The sequence below is a fragment of the Actinoplanes oblitus genome, from assembly GCF_030252345.1.
In the GTDB taxonomy this organism is placed as follows: domain Bacteria; phylum Actinomycetota; class Actinomycetes; order Mycobacteriales; family Micromonosporaceae; genus Actinoplanes; species Actinoplanes oblitus.
This window is the reverse complement of sequence record NZ_CP126980.1, coordinates 1294838-1315000: the sequence shown is the minus strand read 5'-3', so window position 1 is coordinate 1315000 and position 20163 is coordinate 1294838. Positions and strand designations below refer to the sequence as shown.

General features: G+C 66.9%; 22 protein-coding genes and 3 tRNA genes. 5 read left to right on the top strand and 20 right to left on the bottom strand.

What is annotated here, in order from left to right:
• The first annotated feature begins 228 nt into the window (after positions 1-228).
• Positions 229-444 (top strand): hypothetical protein, encoded by a 216-nt coding sequence (locus Actob_RS05965; protein WP_284919047.1) that lies wholly within the window; start codon positions 229-231, stop codon positions 442-444.
• A 25-nt stretch (positions 445-469) separates the two neighbouring features.
• On the opposite strand, the gene Actob_RS05960 is transcribed toward Actob_RS05965, so the two are convergent.
• The 7 genes from Actob_RS05960 to Actob_RS05930 all read right to left on the bottom strand — a co-directional run bounded on the left by Actob_RS05960 (position 470) and on the right by Actob_RS05930 (position 6443).
• The gene (locus tag Actob_RS05960; RefSeq protein ID WP_284919046.1) at positions 470-1264 is read right to left on the bottom strand and encodes a carbon-nitrogen hydrolase family protein; all 795 of its coding nucleotides are present in this window, start codon (positions 1262-1264) and stop codon (positions 470-472) included.
• Between the two features lie 57 nt (positions 1265-1321).
• A complete protein-coding gene (locus tag Actob_RS05955) occupies positions 1322-1852 on the bottom strand; it encodes a GNAT family N-acetyltransferase (RefSeq protein WP_284919045.1) in 531 nt (176 codons plus the stop codon).
• A 113-nt stretch (positions 1853-1965) separates the two neighbouring features.
• The gene (gene clpX / locus Actob_RS05950; RefSeq protein WP_284919044.1) at positions 1966-3255 is read right to left on the bottom strand and encodes an ATP-dependent Clp protease ATP-binding subunit ClpX; all 1290 of its coding nucleotides are present in this window, start codon (positions 3253-3255) and stop codon (positions 1966-1968) included.
• 212 nt (positions 3256-3467) lie between these two features.
• Positions 3468-4130, bottom strand: coding sequence for an ATP-dependent Clp protease proteolytic subunit (locus tag Actob_RS05945; RefSeq protein ID WP_284919043.1), 663 nt, complete (start codon positions 4128-4130; stop codon positions 3468-3470).
• Positions 4131-4141: 11 nt separating this feature from the next.
• On the bottom strand, positions 4142-4777 hold the full coding sequence (locus tag Actob_RS05940) for a ClpP family protease (protein WP_284919042.1): 636 nt from the start codon (positions 4775-4777) through the stop codon (positions 4142-4144).
• Between the two features lie 205 nt (positions 4778-4982).
• Positions 4983-6332, bottom strand: coding sequence for a trigger factor (tig, locus tag Actob_RS05935; protein WP_284919041.1), 1350 nt, complete (start codon positions 6330-6332; stop codon positions 4983-4985).
• Between the two features lie 37 nt (positions 6333-6369).
• Positions 6370-6443: transfer RNA gene (locus tag Actob_RS05930), tRNA-Pro, on the bottom strand.
• A 129-nt stretch (positions 6444-6572) separates the two neighbouring features.
• On the opposite strand from Actob_RS05930, the gene Actob_RS05925 reads away from it, so the two are divergent.
• A tRNA-Gly gene (locus tag Actob_RS05925) sits at positions 6573-6646 on the top strand.
• Here the strand turns inward: Actob_RS05925 and Actob_RS05920 are convergent.
• From Actob_RS05920 to Actob_RS05895, 6 genes are all read right to left on the bottom strand, one after another.
• A complete protein-coding gene (locus tag Actob_RS05920; protein ID WP_284919040.1) occupies positions 6615-6968 on the bottom strand; it encodes a site-specific integrase in 354 nt (117 codons plus the stop codon). The two genes, Actob_RS05925 and Actob_RS05920, sit on opposite strands and share 32 nt — an antisense overlap.
• A gap of 293 nt (positions 6969-7261) precedes the next feature.
• Positions 7262-8236 (bottom strand): hypothetical protein, encoded by a 975-nt coding sequence (locus Actob_RS05915; protein ID WP_284919039.1) that lies wholly within the window; start codon positions 8234-8236, stop codon positions 7262-7264.
• Between the two features lie 398 nt (positions 8237-8634).
• Positions 8635-8868: a hypothetical protein gene (locus tag Actob_RS05910; RefSeq protein WP_284919038.1), complete on the bottom strand. Its 234-nt coding sequence runs from the start codon at positions 8866-8868 to the stop codon at positions 8635-8637.
• A 101-nt stretch (positions 8869-8969) separates the two neighbouring features.
• Positions 8970-9389 carry a hypothetical protein gene (locus Actob_RS05905; RefSeq protein ID WP_284922246.1) on the bottom strand — a complete coding sequence of 140 codons (420 nt, stop codon included), beginning with the start codon at positions 9387-9389 and terminating at the stop codon, positions 8970-8972.
• Between the two features lie 121 nt (positions 9390-9510).
• Positions 9511-10236: a GntR family transcriptional regulator gene (locus Actob_RS05900; protein ID WP_284919037.1), complete on the bottom strand. Its 726-nt coding sequence runs from the start codon at positions 10234-10236 to the stop codon at positions 9511-9513.
• A 358-nt stretch (positions 10237-10594) separates the two neighbouring features.
• Positions 10595-10849: a hypothetical protein gene (locus tag Actob_RS05895; RefSeq protein ID WP_284919036.1), complete on the bottom strand. Its 255-nt coding sequence runs from the start codon at positions 10847-10849 to the stop codon at positions 10595-10597.
• 357 nt (positions 10850-11206) lie between these two features.
• Between Actob_RS05895 and Actob_RS05890 the strand changes: the two genes are divergently transcribed.
• Positions 11207-12424 (top strand): helix-turn-helix domain-containing protein, encoded by a 1218-nt coding sequence (locus Actob_RS05890; RefSeq protein WP_284919035.1) that lies wholly within the window; start codon positions 11207-11209, stop codon positions 12422-12424.
• A 24-nt stretch (positions 12425-12448) separates the two neighbouring features.
• Complete coding sequence (locus Actob_RS05885; RefSeq protein ID WP_284919034.1) at positions 12449-12925, top strand: NUDIX domain-containing protein; 477 nt, start codon at positions 12449-12451, stop codon at positions 12923-12925.
• Between the two features lie 64 nt (positions 12926-12989).
• Here the strand turns inward: Actob_RS05885 and Actob_RS05880 are convergent, their stop codons facing one another.
• The 3 genes from Actob_RS05880 to Actob_RS05870 form a co-directional block, all read right to left on the bottom strand.
• Entirely contained in the window at positions 12990-13604 is a 615-nt protein-coding gene (locus tag Actob_RS05880; RefSeq protein ID WP_284919033.1) for a hypothetical protein, read from the bottom strand.
• A 53-nt stretch (positions 13605-13657) separates the two neighbouring features.
• Positions 13658-15277, bottom strand: coding sequence for an RNA-directed DNA polymerase (locus tag Actob_RS05875; protein ID WP_284919032.1), 1620 nt, complete (start codon positions 15275-15277; stop codon positions 13658-13660).
• A 351-nt stretch (positions 15278-15628) separates the two neighbouring features.
• Positions 15629-15907 carry a hypothetical protein gene (locus Actob_RS05870; protein ID WP_284919031.1) on the bottom strand — a complete coding sequence of 93 codons (279 nt, stop codon included), beginning with the start codon at positions 15905-15907 and terminating at the stop codon, positions 15629-15631.
• A 457-nt stretch (positions 15908-16364) separates the two neighbouring features.
• On the opposite strand from Actob_RS05870, the gene Actob_RS05865 reads away from it, so the two are divergent.
• Positions 16365-16432: transfer RNA gene (locus Actob_RS05865), tRNA-Gly, on the top strand.
• A 533-nt stretch (positions 16433-16965) separates the two neighbouring features.
• Here Actob_RS05865 and Actob_RS05860 read toward each other — a convergent pair.
• The 4 genes from Actob_RS05860 to Actob_RS05845 all read right to left on the bottom strand — a co-directional run bounded on the left by Actob_RS05860 (position 16966) and on the right by Actob_RS05845 (position 20142).
• Positions 16966-17247 carry a hypothetical protein gene (locus Actob_RS05860; protein ID WP_284919030.1) on the bottom strand — a complete coding sequence of 94 codons (282 nt, stop codon included), beginning with the start codon at positions 17245-17247 and terminating at the stop codon, positions 16966-16968.
• A 489-nt stretch (positions 17248-17736) separates the two neighbouring features.
• On the bottom strand, positions 17737-18186 hold the full coding sequence (locus Actob_RS05855) for an SIR2 family protein (protein ID WP_284919029.1): 450 nt from the start codon (positions 18184-18186) through the stop codon (positions 17737-17739).
• Positions 18183-19499 carry an AfsR/SARP family transcriptional regulator gene (locus tag Actob_RS05850; RefSeq protein WP_284919028.1) on the bottom strand — a complete coding sequence of 439 codons (1317 nt, stop codon included), beginning with the start codon at positions 19497-19499 and terminating at the stop codon, positions 18183-18185. Before Actob_RS05850 ends, Actob_RS05855 begins: the two co-directional genes overlap by 4 nt.
• A 145-nt stretch (positions 19500-19644) precedes the next feature.
• Positions 19645-20142: a hypothetical protein gene (locus tag Actob_RS05845; protein ID WP_284919027.1), complete on the bottom strand. Its 498-nt coding sequence runs from the start codon at positions 20140-20142 to the stop codon at positions 19645-19647.
• Positions 20143-20163: the final 21 nt, after the last annotated feature.

Genomic DNA, 20163 nt, shown 5'->3' with positions numbered 1-20163 from the left:
GTTTCCCAGATCCGCACCGCACCGCCCGGCACTGAAGGTCAGCCTAGCTGGCCTCAGCGGCCCTTGAGGGCGCGATCCGGATTGTCACTTTCGTGGCTGTCCGTACCGGTTTCCTGCGGGCAGAGAAGAAATTACTTGACCGGCCCGCCGATCCGCAAATCGACGAACGTGCACGCTCCGTCCGGCGCGGGCGCCCACGCCGCGGGGAAACCGTGACAGAGTGACTTCATGAACGCATCCGAGACGCTGGCGGTCGACGCGTTCCTCGGCCTTCTGGTTCCGCTCTGGCAGGTGGTCATCGGCCTGCTTCTGCTGGTCACCATGGTTGTCTCGGCGCGGAAGCTGCTGCTGCGCGGCCCGTCCCGGATGGGCGGAGCGCTGCTCCTGGTCGGCTCGGCCGTGGTCGGACTGGCCGTGGTCAGCTACCTGATCCAGACCCTGTGACGCCGGCTACACGACGAGCCTGACCTCAGAGCCGCCGGTTCGCCAGGCTCGGCACCTGCTCCCGGATGGTGTCCAGCCGATCCAGATCCAGATCCGCTGTCGCGATCCCCTCGGTGTCCGGCGCCTGGGCGAGCACCGTCCCCCACGGGTCGATGATCATGCTGCGGCCGAAGCAGGTACGCCCCGGCTCGTGGTCACCGATCTGCCCGGCAGCTAGCACGTAGCACTGGTTCTCGATCGCCCGGGCGCGGAGCAGCACCTCCCAGTGGTCCCGCCCGGTGTGCAGCATGAACGCGGCCGGCACCACGAGGATCTTGGCCCCGGCGATCGCCAGGCGCCGGTACAGCTCGGGGAACCGCAGGTCGTAGCAGATGCTCAGGCCGGTCGGGACGCCACCGATCTCGGTCACCACGGTCTGGTCGCCCGGTGCCACGGTGCGCGACTCCTGGTACGAGACCCGGCCGGCGATCTCCACGTCGTACAGGTGGATCTTGCGATAGCTCGCCGCCAGCGAACCGTCGGGCCGGAAGACCAGCGTGGTGTTGAAGGTCCGGCCCTCGTCGGGGCCGGTCTCGTGGAACGAGCCGGCATGCACCCAGATGCCCAGCTCGCGCGCGGCCTCAGCGAAGAAGGCGGCGAACTCCCCGTCGACCGGCTCGGGTTTCGGCGCGTCGGCGGCCCGGCCGAGGAAGTCCACATACTCCGGGAGGACGGCCAGCTCGGCGCCGCCCGCGGCGGCACGCTCGAGCAGCGACCTCGCGACGGAGAGATTGTGGGCGCGGTCCTCCCGCGAGTTCAGCTGGCAAACGGCGACACGCATAAATGCGAGGGTACGACGTACGCCGCGTCCCCGGTGACCGTCCAACCGTCCAGCCCGTCACCAGCCCGCGGTGCCCGGCATCAACAGCACCTCGGAACCGACCGGCTGGAATCCGGCGGCCAGCAGCACTCGGAGGCTAGCCGCGTTCCCCGGCGCGCACTGCGCCCAGATCGGCCGCTCCTCCGGGATCAGGTGCCGGGCCGCCTCGGCGAGCAGCCGGCCGTGGCCTCTCCCCCGCGCCGCCGGATCCACCTCGAAGGCGACCTCCCAGCGCCCGCCGAGGCCCCGCCCGACGACGAGCAACCCGTGCTCGGACGCCCACAGGCGCACGTCGGTGCGGTAACGGTGGGCACGTAGGGCCCGGGGATGTTCGCTCGCGTCGAGCGCGCTGAGCCGGATCGGCGGGGCACCGGGCAGCGGGCCCGCGAGCAGTGACACGTCGAAGGCCCCGGCGTGCAGGCCGAGCCGGTCCTCCAGCGCGGTCAGGAAGCGCGGACCGGTCGGCGCGGCGAAATCCTCCCCGGCGCGTTTCTCGGCCCACGCCCACTCGACGTCGGCAGCGACCACCACATGGCCCGGAAACGACACCACCGCCGCCCGGTCGGGCGACGGTGGTGGAACGACCTCGAGCCACGGGTCCGGCACGTGCCGGTTGCCGCGTTCGACGTCGGCGAGGATGCCCGCCAGGTCGCGGGACCCGCTCAGGCCGACTTCTCCTCGCGGGCGTGCCGGCGGCGGCCGACGAACTCGCGCGGGACGATAGTGGGAATCACGTTCTCCACGACGACCTCGCGGGTGATCACGACACGGGCCGCGTCGGGGTTGCTGGGGACCTCGAACATCACGTTCTGCAGGACCTCTTCCATGATCGCCCGGAGGCCGCGAGCACCGGTGCCCCGCAGCATGGCCTGGTCGGCGATCGCCTCCAGCGCGCCCTCGTCGAACTCCAGCTCGACGCCGTCGAGCTCGAAGAGGCGCTGGTACTGCTTCACGTACGCGTTGCGCGGCTCGGTGAGGATCTTGATGAGCGCGTCCCGGTCGAGGTTGCGCACCGTGGTGATCACCGGGAGACGGCCGATGAACTCGGGGATCAGGCCGAACTTCAGCATGTCCTCGGGCATCACCTTGCTGAAGATGTCGTCGGTGTTGCGCTCCGAGATCGAGCGCAGGCGAGCGCCGAAGCCGACACCGCTCTGGCCGACCCGCTGCTCGATGATCCGCTCCAGGCCGGCGAACGCGCCACCCACGATGAACAGCACGTTCGTCGTGTCGATCTGGATGAACTCCTGGTGCGGGTGCTTCCGGCCGCCCTGGGGCGGCACGTTGGCCACCGTGCCCTCGAGGATTTTCAGCAGGGCCTGCTGCACGCCCTCACCGGAGACGTCCCGGGTGATCGACGGGTTCTCGCTCTTGCGGGCGATCTTGTCGACCTCGTCGATGTAGATGATGCCCTGCTCGGCGCGCTTGACGTCGTAGTCGGCGGCCTGGATCAGCTTGAGCAGGATGTTCTCGACGTCCTCACCGACATAACCCGCCTCGGTCAGCGCCGTGGCGTCCGCGATGGCGAACGGCACGTTCAGCATCCGGGCCAGGGTCTGCGCCAGGTGGGTCTTGCCGCAGCCGGTGGGGCCGATGAGCATGATGTTGGATTTGGCCACCTCGACGTCGCTGCCCCCGCCGGGAGCGCCGTTCGACTCGGCCTGGATCCGCTTGTAGTGGTTGTAGACCGCGACGGCGAGTGCTTTCTTCGCCTGCTCCTGGCCGACCACGTAGTTGTCCAGGAACTGGCAGATCTCCATCGGCTTGGGAAGCTCTTCCCACTTCACCTCGCCGGTCTCGGCCAGCTCCTCTTCGATGATCTCGTTACAGAGATCGATGCACTCGTCGCAGATGTAGACCCCTGGGCCCGCGATGAGCTTCTTGACCTGCTTCTGTGATTTCCCACAGAAGGAGCACTTGAGTAGGTCGCCACCGTCACCGATCCGTGCCACCTACGTTCTCCTTGCGCTCAACGACTGACCACTGGCCGGTCCATGTCCGAGGACGGATTGCCTCGTTGCCATCTCATCGTCTGCCGACCCGCGTAACTGAGGCTGCTGGCTCGACGTTACCCGCAAAGGGGCTGTTCTCCGACCCCCCAAAACGGGCGTGTCAGGGACCGGCCAGTCTAGTCCGACCGGTCCGGTCCCTGACATCGACTGCCTCAGCTCCCGGAGCCGACCGACTGCAGGCTCTTCTTCCGGCTGACCAGAACCGTGTCGACCAGGCCGTACTCCTTGGTCTCGTCGGCGGTCATGATCTTGTCGCGGTCGATGTCCTTGCGGACCTTCTCGACGGACTGGCCGGAGTGGCGGGCCAGCATCTCCTCGAGCTGGGTCCGCATCCGCATGATCTCGCGAGCCTGGATCTCGATGTCCGAGCCCTGACCGTAACCACCCTCGGTGGCCGGCTGGTGGATGATGATCCGCGAGTGCGGGAGCGCCATCCGCTTGCCCGGCGTGCCGGCCGCCAGCAGCACCGCGGCCGCGCTGGCCGCCTGGCCGAGGCAGACCGTGCTGATGTCCGGGCGGACGTACTGCATGGTGTCGTAGATCGCCGTCATGGCGGTGAACGACCCACCGGGCGAGTTGATGTACATGGTGATGTCGCGGTCCGGGTCGGTGCTCTCCAGCGTCAGCAGCTGGGCCATCACGTCGTTCGCCGACGCGTCGTCCACCTGGACGCCGAGGAAGATGATCCGGTCCTCGAACATCTTGTTGTACGGGTTCGACTCCTTGATCCCCCACGAGGTGCGCTCGGAGAACGAGGGCAGCACGTAGCGGTTGTGCACCGGAGCGAAACCGGGAGGCAGGGAAAGGTCGGTCATGGGTCAGCTCCTCAGTTCAGCGTTCCGGCGCCGTCCGGGACCTGGACGGCCCCGGTGATCACCTTGTCGATGAAGCCATAGTCTTTCGCCTCAGCGGCCGTGAACCAGCGGTCCCGGTCGAAGTCGGCGGCGATCTGCTCCTGGGTCTGGCCCGTGTGGAACGCGATCCGCTCCTGGAACATGCGCTTCGTGTACAACATCTGCTCCGCCTGGATGGCGATGTCGGCGGCGGTGCCGCCCATGCCGCCGGACGGCTGGTGCATCATGATCCGGGCGTGCGGCAGCGCGTAACGCTTGCCCGGCGTCCCGGCACAGAGCAGGAACTGCCCCATCGAGGCAGCCATCCCCATCCCGACGGTCGACACGTCGTTGTCGATGAACTGCATCGTGTCGTAGATGGCCATCCCCGAGTAGACAGAGCCACCCGGTGAGTTGATCCACAGGTGGATGTCGCGCTCCGGGTCCTCGGCGGAGAGCAGCAGGAGCTGCGCACAGATCCGGTTGGCGACCGCGTCGGTCACCTCGCTGCCGAGGAAGATGATCCGCTCACGCAGCAGGCGGTTGAAGACCGAGTCGTCGAGGTTGCCACTCAGGGAGTCGCCGCCGCGCCGTGACACCGGCCCGGCAGGGGTGTGGAGATCGGTCATGGCAGCCCTTCACAGCTTGCTGTGTCGGCCGAGGGTCCGGCCGGCAGGTTGTCCGTCGTACGACCAACCTAACTGGTCGATTGCGCATCAGCTTCCCGCTCGGGCAGGTGTTCGCTGACAGCGCACGGGGCCTCTCGCGTACCCCGGAAACGACAGCGGCCACCGCGCACCGTCAGCGGTGCGCGGTGGCCGGATGACGCCTGTCTCAGTGGTTGTGCCCGGCGTGCTCGTCCTCGCTGGCGGCACGCAGGTCGTCCAGGGAGAGCACGTTGCCCTCGCTGTCCTTCATCGTGACCTGCTCCATGACCGACGCGAGAGCCTTGCCCCGGCGCACGTCGCCGAAGACGGCGGCCGCGGCGCCGGACCGGACCAGCTGGTCGTAGTACTGCTGCGGCTGCATCTGCGCGCGCTGCGCCCGGTGCACGATCTCGTGGCCGAACTCGTCGTCGGAGACCTGCACGTCCTCGGCGTCGGCGACGGTGTCGAGCAGCAGCTGGATCCGGACGCCCTCCTGGGCCGCCTCGGTCAGCTCCTGGTCGATCTGCTCCTCGGTCTTGTCCTCGGAGGCGAGGTAGTCGGCCAGGCTGGCGCCGATCCGCTCGAGCTGGTCGGTCATCGCCTGCTTGCGACCCTCGACCTCGTCCTTGACGACGCCCTCCGGAGCCGGGATGTCGGCGGCCTCGACGAGCTGCTTGAGCGCCTCGTCGCGGGCCGCGTAGATCTGCTCGACCTTCTTGACCCGGGTGAGCCGCTCGCGCAGGTCGCCCTTGAGCTCCTCGAGGGTGTCGAACTCGCTCGCCAGCTGGGCGAACTCGTCGTCGATCTCGGGGAGCTGCTTGTCCTTGACGGTCCGGACGACGACCTTGACCTCGGCGTCGCGGCCGGCGAAGTCGCCGCCGACGAGCTGGGTGGTGAAGGTGGTCTCGTCACCGGCGGAGAGGCCGACCAGCACCTCGTCCAGGCCGGGGAGCAGCTGCTTGCTGCCGACCTCGTGGGAGATGTTGGTGGCCGAGCCGCCCGGCACCTCCTCGCCGTCGACGGTGGCGTTCAGGTCGAGCTGAACGTAGTCACCCTCCGCAGCGGGACGCTCGACGGTCTTCAGCGTGGCGAAGCGCTCGCGCAGGCCGTTGATCTGCTCGTCGATCTCGTTGTCGCCGATCGCGACGGCCGGGACCTCGACGGTGATGCCCTTCAGGTCCGGGATGGTGATCTCCGGGCGGACGTCCACCTCAGCGGTGAATTTCAGCGGCGCGTTGTCGGCGAACTCGGTGATCTCCACCTCGGGCCGGCCCAGCGTCTTGACGTCGTGCTCCTGGACCGCGGCGAGGATCTGCTGCGGGATCGCCTCCTGGACGGCCTCGTTGAGAACCGCGCCGCGGCCGACACGCTGGTCGATGACCGCGGCCGGCACCTTTCCCTTTCGGAAGCCCGGCACCTGAACCTGCGCGCCGATCTCCCGGTACGCCTTCTGCAGGCTCGGCTTGAGCTCCTCGAACGGCACCTCGATGGCGAGCTTCACCCTGGTCGGGCTCAGAGTCTCGACGGTGCTCTTCACAGGCGTACTCCTTGTGCTGCGGATAGTTGATGATCAGTCGGGGTGGCGGGATTTGAACCCACGGCCCCTCGCTCCCAAAGCGAGTGCGCTACCAAGCTGCGCCACACCCCGTGGCGTCGGCCAGTGTATGCGGTCTGCTTACCCGCGTGTGCGCTGGAGTCACCTGCTGGGGAATCCGGTTCGCGCGGACGGTAGATGATTCAGTAAGCTGTCCACGAGTCCGGAGCTGATCCGGGCCTCGCGGGCGTAGCTCAATGGTAGAGCCTCAGTCTTCCAAACTGATTACGCGAGTTCGATTCTCGTCGCCCGCTCCAGTGCAACGACCCTGGTCAGAGGTGGTTTCCTCCGGCCAGGGCCGTTTGCTGTCACCCCACGGGTGATCTTGCGTGCCATTGGCGTGCCATTAGCCCTTGCGACGCCGATCCTTGCCTTGGGCTTCGCGCCCTTCGCGATCCGCTTGTCCATGCTCTCGGCGATCTCCCGGTGGCGGTCGCTCGTCGCGTGCTGGTAGATCAACGCGGCCCGCATGCTCGCGTGGCCCATCCGGTGCATCAGCTCCCGGGTGCTGGCGCCGCTCGCCGCCGCGAGGTGGTTCCCGGTGTGCCGCAAATCGTGGAAGTGGAAGCCCGCCGGCATCCCCGCGTCCGCCGGAAGTTGCCGGTTCGCAGCGGCATGTCCTTGTCCCCGGTGAACACCAGCGCCTCCGGGTCGGCGCCGGTGAAGTCAGCGAGGTGCCTGGCCAGAGCTTGCCGGGCCATTGCCGGAAGGGCGACGACCCGGATCCCGGCCGCGGATCTCGGCGGCCCGAACTCCAGGCCGCTTTTCAGCGCGGCCAATTTCCGAGGTACGCGGACAGTCACGCCCTGCTCGTCGACGTCGCACCGCCGCCAGCTCGCCCCAGCGCAGGCCGGAGAAGGCAGCGACAGTGATCAGCGCCACGTATCGGGGCGGCATCTTCTCGGCGAGCGCGAGCACCTGGGCGACGGAGGCGACCGGCCGCAGCGACTCCCGGATCGATCGCGGATCTTCCGGTCGGTCAGGTAGGCGGTCAGCGCCGCCAGCTCGTCGACGAGGACGAGGATCAGCGGCTCGTCGACGGTCGGCGTGGTGCTGACGCGTGACCCCGCGCAGGCGGGCGGCGCGCTGCCGCATCCGCTTGACCGCCTCCTCCAGTACGCCGGCCATCGCCTCCGGGTCGTCGTACACGAACCGGGCGAACAGCGGCGCGCCCGCCGCCAGCTCCATGCCGCCCTTCGGGTCGAACGCCCACACCTCGACCAGCCGGACGAGATGCCCGTGGCCAGCGAGCGCAGCAGGGACCAGATCACCGAGCCCTTGCTCGAGTTCGTCGCACCGGCGATCAGCACGTGCGAACCGGCCAACCGCAGCCGGTAGGCCGAGCCGGCTTCCTGCCTCCCCACTTCCAGGCCGGCCAGGTCGGGCGCGGCCGGCACCGGCAGCGGACCGACCACGGCCGCCAGCGGGTCGCGCCGAGCGAAGTACAGGACCACCCGGTCCGGCCGGTCCGAGGTGAAGGCCCGCGCCTCGCGGAGGTGGAACGAGTACGCCAGCCGTGGCGCCGCTTTCGCCCAGTCGTCCGGATGCTGGCCCGGCAGCAGGCGAACCGTCACCCGGTCGCCCCACTGGTCCGACCGCACGCCGAGCAGTCGCGGCACCCACCGCTGGCCGCCGTGCATCGCGGCCAGGCCACATGCGGTCATCGTGCGCGTCCGGCCACGCCGGTAGATCCACAGCCGCCGGCACCGGCCAACGAGCGGGAACCAGCCGAAGCGCAGCCAGGAAGCCGGATGGAAGCGCCACCAGATGGCAATCGCGGCGCCGAGCCCGCTGACCGCGCCGACCAGCGCAGGCCAGCCGTATGCCTGGCCGATCCACCACGACACAGCGGCCGGCGCGGTGAGCCACCAGTACCGAACCGTCAGGACGACCGAGCGGTACGTCCCGCGCGCCAGCCAGACGAAGACCAGCAGCCAGCCGGGGACACGCCAGACCGGAAGCCGGGTGTTGAGCGGTGCAGTGGGGATCTTCTCCCCGGGGGATCACATTGATCAGGGGCACGGCTATCGCCCTCGGCCGATGAGGGTGGGACGAGCCAGCGTGCGTACACAGGTCCGGCAGGCCATGTGCCCGATGTCGTACCGCCGCGGGCTCACCCACAAACCACACCGCGGACACAGGGCGGCTCGCGTCACGGACAGGTGAGAGCGGCCGGTGATCTGCCGCAGGATCACGATCGAGCGGACCACGACCCGGGACAGCGGGCGGTCGAGGCGCTGAGGGCTCATGCCGCACCGCCTCTGCGCAGCTCGGCCGCCCGAGTCCGCGCGGCTGCTGCCAGTTCGGCGGCTTCCGGTGCGATGACGGCCACACGCTCCAGCAGTTCGGCCTTGCGATCGAACCAGTCGGCCCGCTCGGCGGGCGGGGTGGACAGGGTGGGCCAGTCACGCAGCAGGGCGGACAGGTCCGCGGAGAAGGTGTGCAGGTCGGTCAGGGCAGCCTGATCTACGGTGGGCACGAGGCCCTCCTTCGCTTGTCGAGGGGTTGAGGGGTCGCCGCGCGGGCGGGCCGGGACTCTTGGCGGGGAAACGGCCCGCCCGCGCTCTCAGCGGAATGCCATCAGACAGCAGCGCCGACGGCGGCCGGGCGGATCGCAGTGGCGCGCAGCGAGTACGCCATGCGCGCCTTGCAGGGACCGGCGCCCTTGCAGCGCTGGGAGTCGACATATGGCGTGAGGGTCAGCCCGTCGAACTCGATCGACGGCGGGTAGCCGGGCACCGCGGAGGCCGGCGGCACCGGCTGCTGCGGCGCGCAGATCTTGACCTTGACTTCGGTGGTGCGGCCGAACTTGCCGGCGGCCGGGTCGAGGTCCATCACGCGGACCACCCAGACCCGCTCGCCGGTTTCCTTGTCGCGCACTTGGTTGTCCGGCTCGTGGCGACGGTCGAAGTCGACCGCGGCCTCTACTCCGAGGCAGAGCACACCGGCCGGGAAGACGTAGTCGAACGGGACGGGGACCTTCAACGTCAGCGGGACCATCCGGACCTGACCTCCTGATCGCACGAACGTCAATGTGACATCCGCTTATGCTAACAAGTTAGGTCAGCATGTAAGCACAAGCAACGATCTATGTCTGATCTTCAGGTGGCGCAATGACCAATTAGGACAGCGGGTAGGAGTCCTCGATCTCGTGCCGGCTCCCCGGCATAACGATCAACGAGGTCATCAGCGCTTCGCCGGTGGACCGGTGGGCCGTGATGACGACGCTCAGAACAGCTTCGTCGGTCGGCACGTCCAGGGCGCCTGCCTCCGCCTCGTCGATCCGCCGGGCAGTCAGGCGCTCGGTCGCGTAGTCGGCGCGCAGGTTCTTACGGTCCTTGATGTGCTCCAGGATGCTGCCCGAGATCGGGTCCGACTTGATCACGTCGGTCCCGACAGCGATGTCCACCGGCACAAACGTGGAGATCAGGTCGATCGGCCCGGACGGCGAAATCGTGCGCCGGCGACGCTCGTAGACCGGCGTTCCCTCCGGGATCCCGAGCGCGGCCGAGACCCACGGCACGGCCAGAACCGGCCCGACGTGCAGGATCTCCGTCTCGGCGGTCTCATCCAAGTCGATCGCGTCGCGCGCGTACTGCGGCGAACTGCGCTCCGACTGCGGCCGACCCCGTACGAAACTGCCCTTGCCTTGCTGGGATTCGATCCAGCCGTCCTGCTTGAGGATCCCGAGCGCCTTCAGCACCGTCGGCCGGGAGACGTTGAACTCGGAGCACAGCTGGCTCTCGGACGGCAGGCCGGCGCCGGGAGCATAGGTCCCGTCCTCGATGCGGCCGCGGAGCGCGTTCAGGACGCGCAGGTATTTCGGCGTCGGAATCTCGTACGCCATCGGGATCCACCCATCGGGCTCAACAGAAGATCATGTCATGTCAATACAGGACCATAAGGCTTGTAAGGACGACTGAACAAGATGGGTCAGTCTGTCGGGTCCTCGACCGCCGTCGACGCTTGAAGCCAGCCGGACCATGCCTTGGGCGTCCCGACCTCTTCCGGTCGCGATGCACCCGGCCACCGCCGTGGAAGGCAGCCGTACCGGCCGAAGACCCGCAGGGCTACCCGTCGAAGCGAGCACGGATCCTCCTCGCCACAGACTGCGCAGCGACCTTCCGCGCTCGGCGCCACGTGCCGATCAAGCTGGGCTTGCGCGAACTCCAGTTGCTCACGGACGCCGGCGGACAGGAAGACGCTCACTTGCCACTCCCCACGCTCCGACGAGTCGACCGCGATCGGTAGTGCCGCAGGCCGTCATAACGGACGAAGATCTCCCGGCGCTCGATCGCGGTGCCCGCGCTGTCCAGCGAGTAGCCGTGGAGCCAAACCCAGCCCTCGTAGGTCGGCCTGTCACTGACGGAGATCACTCGGAACAACAGCCCGCGCGTATCGGCGAACTGCACCGACGCCTTGCCGCCCACGATCACGACATCTCCAGTACGCGGAATCACGGGTCCTCCCCCACACCAGATCGGAGGACACCGAGGCGGGCGGGCTTCAGAGCCAGCACCCGCCCCGGTGCCAGCTCATGAGGCCGTCACAACCAGATGGCCACGCCCGCCGCAGTCCATGCAGGAGCGCCGGGCCGTGACCCGGGAAGCCCGGCACGTCTGCGCCACCATCCGCAGGGCGGTCCGATGGGTCGTGTACTTCCAGCCCACGCCAGCGCACGAGCGGGCAGGCAGCGGCCGGAGCGGAAGGGCTGAGAACGGTTATGGAGACAGGCTGTGGCCAAAACCGCCCCAGAACCCGGAAAATCATTCCGGGGTCGCCGATCTCCACACGGGGAGGGTCAGCGGATGCGCGGCATGACCATGAACTTGACGATTGGCGAGCGAGTCGCCTGGTACCGCCGCAGGCGCGGCCTGTCCCAGGAGGTGCTCGCCGGCCTCATCGGCCGTACCGCGGACTGGCTCGGGAAGATCGAGAACAACCGGATCGAGCTTGACCGTCTTTCGGTGATCAAGTCCCTCGCCGACGTCTTGGACGTCTCGCTCGGTGATCTGCTGGCCGAGCCGTCACTGGTTGAGTGGACCGCGGACAGCGGGATGGAGACGGTGCCGGCTCTGCGGGCCGCGCTCACGGAATACCGGACGATCACCGCTCTCGGCGCCCGAGGTGAGAGCTCCGTTCCGCCCGACCTTGACGACCTCCGCAAGGAGACCGCGAAGCTCTGGAACGCCTACCAGGCGTCCAGGTTCGGGTTCGTCACCGGTCAGCTTCCCGGCCTGCTCACGCAAGCGCAGGTCGCCGCCGATGAGCTGGTGGGACGCGAGCAGGAAGAAGCCCGAGGATTGCTCGGCCTTACTTACCAGCTGGCGGCCACGCAACTCACCAAGCTTGGGGAAACGGATCTCGCGTGGATCGCGGCCGACCGCGGGCTCTCCGTCGTCCGGCCAGTGGGCGATCCGACGATCACAGGGTCATTGTTTCGGTCCGTCAGCCACGCACTCCTGTCGACGGGCCGCTACCAGGACGCGGTGCGACTGACGACCGACGCCGCCGACTACCTGGACCAGTACCTCACCGAAGCCGGGCCGAAGCTGCTGTCCGTCTACGGGACGTTGCTGCTGGGCGGCTCGGTCGCCGCCGCCAGGGCGAACGACGCCGGCACGGCGCGGACGTTCCTCACGGCCGCCGACGAGGCCGCGGGCCGGCTGGGCGGGGACGCCAACCACCTGTGGACAGCATTCGGGCCGACGAACGTCGCGATCCACCGGGTCGCGGCTGCCGGCGAACTCGGGAACGTGCAGGTCGCGATCGACCTCGGGCCGCGAGTCAACACCGCCGGCCTACCGATGGAACGCCGAGTCCGTCACGCCCTGGAGGTGTCTCGGGCTTACGGTGCCTGGAACCGCCAGCACGAAGCGCTATCTGTTCTCCTCGACGCCGAACAGATGGCCCCCGAACAGGTTCGACACCACTACCTCGGTCGCCAACTCGTCCTCACCTGGATCAGGCAACAGCGCGGCAAGCCATCGTCGGAGCTTGTCGGTCTGGCACGCCGTCTCCACGTGCTCGAATGATCCGCTCGCTCTACCCTGCTCGATGTGACGACATCCGAGACGCCACCGATGGCCACCCCACGCGTCGCCGCCGGCGCCCTCTTCTTCGATGAGGCAGAGCGGGTCCTCCTCGTGAAGCCTGCCTACAAGAACGGGTGGGACATCCCGGGTGGTTACGTCGAGCCAGGAGAGTCACCCCGGGCGGCCTGCATCCGTGAGATTCGAGAAGAGCTCGGTCTCTCGGCCACCATCGGGAGCCACCTCGTCATCGACTGGGCTCCTGCCCAGAATGAGGGCGACAAGATGCTCTTTATATTCGATGCGGGAATCCTTACCGAAGACCAACGCGTCCAGATCGAATTCTCTGATGGCGAAATAACTCATTGGCGCTTCGTTGCCGCCGCAGATTTAGATCGCCACATGCCTTCACGCCTATCGCGACGAGTTCGCACCGCGATCGCGGCAAAGAAGCGGGGCGTACCGGCATATGCCGAGCACGGAGCCGAGCCATCCGAGCTGTAGTCGGCAAAACGACAGAACTCGACCTTAGCGCCGTACAACTGCAGAAAATGCCAGCAATTGAAGTTTACGCCGATACCTGAAATCCAATCATCGTGTCAATGAGGTCCTCCATCAGCTCAACTGAGGACCTACCGCACAGGCTCAATGAAATTTCGTCCAAGTCCGCCGTGAAACGGTACGCGCGTCGCGGATTATAAAGGCTCAGCTTCTCGACCGCGATGCCCGATGCTCGCATCATCGCGCTGTATGTCAAAAGTTGCCTGAGATCGGTACTCCTGAAGGGCCTGGATACAGTCTTCACCTCAACAAGGTGCGCGAAAGAGTAGATATCGCCGATGGAATTATTGACCACTCCACAACCTGGGATTTTTGGAAAATACTCGGGGTTACCCAGCACCTCAGCATAACGCATTAAGTTTCGCTGAATAAGCCCCACCTCAAGTTGCTCTCCCGGGGAGAGGACTGCATCCCCGAACTGACCTCTGGGAAGTAGTGAGATCATCGCCGCAGACGCTCTTTCCGCATCGTCGTCGGCGGGAAACAGTGATGCTCCCACTGCCGCACGCCGAAAAGCTGTCTCCGCAATCAACGCGCTCCTCGTTCCCATAGTCGAAAGGGGAACAGCACGGCCGAAAGGAACCTCTTGATCGTTAATCCATCGAACTACCTGCTCCATCATAGGTGTCAACTGTCGCCATGCAGAGCCTTGAAGCGAAAATCTGCGGACAGAGATCATATCGGCACCGACCAACCCGTCTGCCCAAATCGCTCAGACGCCCATTTATCAACAACTTCGTCAAACGAATCCGAGGCGGGCTTGTTCTTCTGACGCCAGTGTCGCCCCTCATCACTGAGTGCGTAACTTGCGACCCGAAACGCACGCTTGACCCATAGATGATCCGTACCAAATGAATGCTTGCGTTCACTCAGCCAGTAACGGGCATTCCATTTTGCCATGATCAGAAGGATGTCACGTTGGATATTGGGAGCCGACTCTACCCCGTAGCCATGAGCCGTGCCGTATAGCCGGATCAGCATACGTTCGTTTTCTCGGGTCTTTCGTGCGCCGAGGACTCTAACTATATATGCGAGATTTAGATCATTCTTTGCAACATAGTGCTGGTCTTCGATCAGACCCCGCACAGTGCGCAAGATGTCACTAGCCGCATCTTCGTCGGTCATCTCATCGAGACACTGACGAACCGAAAGCATGACTTGAGGGATGATAGGGGCAAGAGTTTCCACATTTTCCAGAAGGGAGACGACGGCCTGCGACCGACTCTCCTCATCCATATACCGCAATGCGCTGACAAGTCTTTTAGTAAGACTTACATGGATGCGACCTTTTGTGATTTCGTCGCGCAGCATGCCGAGGATGTCAAACTCGGAGACCTGTAGCATCATGCGCTCATAGTCTTCTACGGCCGTTGTTGCATACGGATCGAAGTGCAGACGAAGGCCCAAAAACCTACTCGCACTTCCCGGACTCCCCTGTTGCTGAGCTTCAGTGACAAGATCATACTCCGTAGATGTGAAGATCCTCGTTTTTGCCTTTTGGAGCGAAAACCCTTCATTGCGCATCAACTTCTCGGAAAGCATGCCGATGCATCGATGAGCGGACTGGATGTCGTTCACAAAAAACCGATAATCATCTGCGTATCGACAAAATTCTCCCGCCTCACTTTCGGCCAAGAGCAGTCGATCCACGCGATTGAGAACCAATTCAGATAAGAGCCGGGCAGCATTCCCGCCAACGGGTAGCCCATACGAGGTACCACCACTCAGCTTAGTAAGGAGAGAGATGATTTGTTTAGTGCGCTCGTGGCTTGAGTCGTCAACCTCTAAAAGAGCATTCTCAAGCCGGTGGTGATATATGCGCGAGTAGAAGTCGGCGATGTCAACACTGACGACATACTGATGACGGCCGGCTAATTCCAAACAACGTTCCTGAAATTTACGCCATCCATCAGCCTCAAAAAGTCCATTTGCCGGATCACTGTCGTATCTATAAGAGAATACCGTCTTTTCTTCAGGGTCAATCCGCGCCGCTTCTATGGCCGGAGCCAGGGAGGTAACGACTCCCAGAAGGTAAGCATTCCAGGCCGGATCAATTTGCGTAGTCCAACGATACCCGGCATATCCGACTGGCGCTAAAGATGAATGACTAGTAACCGCCGAATCCGCAAGCGCGCTGCGAAAGTTATTAGAGATGCGAACAAGCAGGTCGACGATCTCACTCGTCTTATCATGCAGAACATGATTCTCTACAGGAAAAGGAAAGACGTCAGTATCTCCCCTTGTCGCCACGTTGACAACGGCACGGTCAAACGCGCTGCGATCAATTGCCCCCATTTGGCCCCTAATCTTTCACTATAACCAGTTAGCCTCATGAGCCACTCTACTGAAGTAAGTTGATCACGCTAAGACGGCTCACTCAAGAATCCAGATGAGGCAGCAGGGCCGCCCTCGCAAAGGGGGCACGACTTGGCGTACGCCTTTCACCTGGCACCTTGGCCTCTCGTCACGTGCAGCACGGCAGAAGCCTTCTCTAGTCCAGTCGCCTAGTCCCAGTTGTCTAGCCCCGGTGCGCTGCCGAATCGATCTCTTCTGGATCAAGGCGCCGCGCGAGCGCGGCGCGGCTGGCCCGCCAGCAGGCTGGCGGGCTTCGGCCGGCATCGGCCGGCATCGGCCGGCGGCCAGCGCTTACTCCGGCGGAGGAACGAAGCCCTGGCTCGGCTGTCGTCGCCTCAGCCAGACGGTGGTGCCATAGTCGCGTGCGGCCCGGAAGAGGATCTCAAGTCCGGGCTCGTCACCGATCAGGGCATGCTCCAGCCACAGGCGCCACGTCTTCGAGTAGGTGTCGAATCCGGCCCCACTGGACTTGATCAGTTCGGTCTGTTGGCCGAACTCGGGACCGTCGATGCTCTTGGAAGCGATGATCAGGTCGAACTGGTCCGGAGTCCGTTGATCGTCCTTCGTCATGCTTAGGACGCTACGTCCCGAATCCCTCGTTCGGCCCTCACTCGATCACGGGAGGCTCATGACGCTAATGCTCGGGTTTGGCATTGACCAGCGCGGTGCAGATCGGGCAGGCGCACGCCCAGGCTGGCCCGCTACCTAGGGAAGGTGTCCTTCCCCCAGGTCTCCCGAAGCGCCGTGTGACCACGGCCGAGATTGGCCTGGAACTCATCAGACGGGCCACCCAGCCGGGTAGCGACCGCGACGATCGCTACGGGTGGTCACCGTGGACCCGGGTCGGGGCGATCGCTGCCGCGCCGCTTCGCGGCATGCCACCGGGAGCGGTGGTCACCGCGGGCGGGGCGCCGACGGGCCGGCGAGCCGGGCGCGGTCGTGCCAGGAGCGTGCCATTAAGGCGTGCCATTGGCGGGCTCAAGCGGTCATGATCGGGCACTCGCGATCATGACCTGACCAGGCAATCCGGGCGGATCATGACAGGTCGCAGCGATCTTCCAAACTGATTACGCGAGTTCGATTCTCGTCGCCCGCTCAGCCGCAACGGCCCTGGTCAGAGGATTTCCCCGGCCGGGGCCGTTTGCTGTCACCCCTCGGGTGATCTTGGGGGTGACCGGCGCACACCAGGGCCTCCGGATCCGCGCCAGGGAAGTCGGCGAGATCCGGCCAGGGGTTGGCCGGGCCGTCCCCGGAGGAGCGCCGGACCTTTCGGTACGCGCACTGCCCGCCGACGCCACGAACGCGATCCGAACAGGGCCACCCCAGTGATCAGCGCCACCTGCCGGGGCGACATCCGCTCCAGCCGCCGCGCCGAGTTGCGCCCGCGCCACCGAACTGCGGAACCGCGATCCGACCTGCACCAAAAGGGCTGGCGAATAGCGCGGAGGACTATTGGCGGCGCCTATTCCGCCGATCCGGACCCCGCCGGCAGCACCACCACCGCCGGTGCGCAATGGCTGGTGGAAGGGCCCGCCGGACAACGAGCCGGAGTTCCACGCCTCGCCGCCGGGTCGACGCGGTACGGGCGTCGAGCGGCGGCGAAGCAGTGGCGGTCCAGCGTCACGCCATCAGAACGGCACGGGTCCGTGACCGGTCAGCGACATCAGGATCTGGGTGGCGAGGAGCTTGCGTATGCCGGTGACGGCGACCGTACCCACCCGGTCGTAGGGCAGTTCCAGCTGCAGCCCTTCGCCTGCGTTGCGGAGATCCGTGGTGATCTCGTCGGGGCGGAACGTGCCGCCCCAGCCGTTGATCCCGCCGCGCTGGTTGGTGCTGAGCGAGGCCATGCCCGAGATGCATGCGCCGTCGATCAGCGTCAGCTTCGCGGGGCCGGAATAGGTTGTTGTCATACTCATCTCCTTCAGGATGTCGCGCGGGCACCCATGGTTGCGGCTGTCAGCCCTTCAGGAGCGATAGCGAGCCGGGGGACGGCTCTACCATTTCGCATTTCACATCCTGCCGTTGTCATGGCGATCGCGCGACAGCGTGACCGGCCCGGCAACGCCGAGCGGCAGCCCGCCGTACCACTCGGGCCGCCATGTCGTACCGCTCGGATCAGAGCGGGCGGACAGGCTCCGCCCGCGGGGCCGTCCAGCCCTGGGTGACGTCGAACTCCGCCTTCCGGTTCTCCTCGAGGTCGCGAAGAGGTGGGCGACGACGTCGGCCGCCGTCCCGGGCTGATGGATCCGGAACTCTCGTCAGCGTAACGAAAAGCGCCTGGACGGGTTTTCAGATAACCCATCAGGCGCCGAAATGTCCACGAATGCCGAACTTGACCCCACCAACTTAGCACGTGCGCCGTACGTCGGATTTTCTGGCGACCCGGCCGGGCGCGGCGGTCAGTACCGGGTCAGCACGGCACGGATCTCGTGGCCCAGCGCCTGGCCGATCGCGGACAGCCCGGCGGCCGGGAGGCCGTCCGGCGGCGGGTCGGCCACGGTCAGCTCGAAGCGCGCGAAGCCGGCCGGCAGCCGATAGTCGAGATCGTTGAGCGTGGTGTCCAGATCACAGGACGGGCATCGCACGGCGAGGTCGGCGAATCCGTGCTCGGCCGCGCGATTCACCCGTTCGCCCCACCAGCCGACGTCCAGCACGGTCCGGCAGCGCGGGCAGCGTACCTCCTCGAAGTTCTCCCCCTGGTCGATGAAGAACACCGACCGGTACGCCTGATGCCCGATCTCCCGGTCCGGCAGGAGCCGCCCGAGCAGGGCCCGGGCCCGCTCGATCGCGGCCGGCTCCGGCTCCCAGTGCGGGTCGGTCGGGATCAGGCGCAGCAGCGGCGTGCTCACCGGCACCTCGGGCCGACCCGGCCGGTGAGCGGCGCCGGCGCCGGCAACGCCACGTGCGGCGGGTTCTCCGGCATGGGCAGCGGACGGCGGCTGGTGACCAGCAGCGCGGAGCCGGGCGCGGCGGGGATCAGCGGCCGGATCTGCCCGGCGTCGGCCGCGCCGTCCACCACGATCAGCACCCGGCGGGTGGCGAGCAGCGACCGGTACCGCCCGAGCCGCTCGTCCGGCGGCGCCGGCACCTCGGTGGCCGGCACGCCGAGCGCCCGCAGCACCCGGGCCAGCAGGTCGGCCGCCGCGATCTCCGGGCCGGCCACGGCGAAGACCTGCCCGTCCGGGAAGGCGTCGGCCAGCCGGTGCCCGGCCCGGGTGACCAGGGCCGTCTTGCCGGCGCCGGACGGGCCGTGCACGACCACCGCGGCCGGTGCCAGCTCCTCCGGCCCCGGCCGGGCGGCGGCCAGCACCGCGGCGAGCTCGGCGGTGTGCCCGGTCAGGAAGACCGGGTCCGGGGGCAACTCCCGGGGCACCTCCACGCCGGCGGGCCGGGGTCCGGGGGCCGGCCGGCGGGCCGGCGCCTCCAGCCAGGCCGCGCGCTCCAGCATCGCCACGTGCAGGCCGGCCAGTTCGCCGCCCGGGTCGACGCCGAGCTGGGCGTGCAGGATCGCCTGGGCCTGCCGGTACGCGGTGAGCGCGGCGCCCAGGTCACCGGCGCGGTACAGGGCCAGCATGAGCTGACTCCAGGCCCGTTCCCGCAACGGATGGGCGGTGAGGTGGTCGCGCAGCCCGGGCACCAGCTCGCCGGTGTACCCCAGCCGCAGGCGGGCCTCGGCGAGGTCCTCCACGACCCGCAGGCGGGCCGTCTCCAGGCCGGCGAGCAGCACGTCCAGCGCGGCGCCCCGCGGCAGCCCCTGGCCGGCCGGGCCGCGCCAGCGGCGCAGGGCGGCGGCCAGGTCCGGCTCGGCGCGGGCGGGATCGCCGGCCGCGAGCGCGGCGCGCCCGCGCTCGGCGAGCCGGTGGAACTCGGTGACATCCAGCTCGTGCGGTGCCAGGTTCAGCTGGTACGCGCCGTGCTGCGAGACGATCCGGCCGCCGACGGTACGCCGCAGCGCGGCGATGTGATTGCGGATGTTCGCGACAGCGGAGGCGGGTGGCCGCCCGGCCCAGAGCAGTTCGGTGAAGCGGTTCAACGGCACCGGCCGGTTGGCGTCCAGGGCGAGCACGGCGAGAACCGCCCGCTGTTTCGCCGGCCCGGGACGCGCCGGCCCGGACTCTCCCCGCAACTCCACCGGCCCGAGCAGGCGGACCTCGATGGACATCGATCCTCCCCCTTGATCGGGTCCAAGGTTAGGAAGAACGACCGGGCGAGATCAACGCGAAGCGGGAGAATCGCGCAGTGAGCATTATCAACCGGTCAGGGGGCCATCCGGAGTAACAAAAACGGCCACCGGATCGCCCCCTCGATCAGTCCTCGTCGTAGGCGTCGCCGAGGCCGGTGAATCCGGGCTCCTCCCAGAAGAGCTCCTCACCACGGGCCTCGACCAGGTGCTCCAGCAGGTCGCCGAAGCTGTGCGCCAGCACCGCGGAACTGCCCGCGACGCCGTGCACCTCGTCGAAGCTGTCGTAGCACCAGCCGAGGCGAGCCGGCCCCAGGTCGATGCTGATCCGCGAGCCGGCGGCGTCGCGTTCCCGGGCCACCACGAACCAGGACGAGGTGATGTCGTCCGGGAACCGCTCGCCCAGGATCTCCTCGTTGGCCGACACCAGCCGGTCCGGCGGGGAGATCTCCCAGCAGTAGGTGGCGCCGGCGTACAGGACCGCTCCACCGCACTGCTGGTAGAAGGCGGCCAGATCGGCGGGTATCCGGTACGGCGGAGCGATCCGGGGCTGCCCGGCCGCCGGCGCGACCGAGCAGCTCGCCTCCCGGACCAGCCGTGCCATGAGTTCTTCGAGCTCAGGCATGACCGACCTGTCGACTAGTCA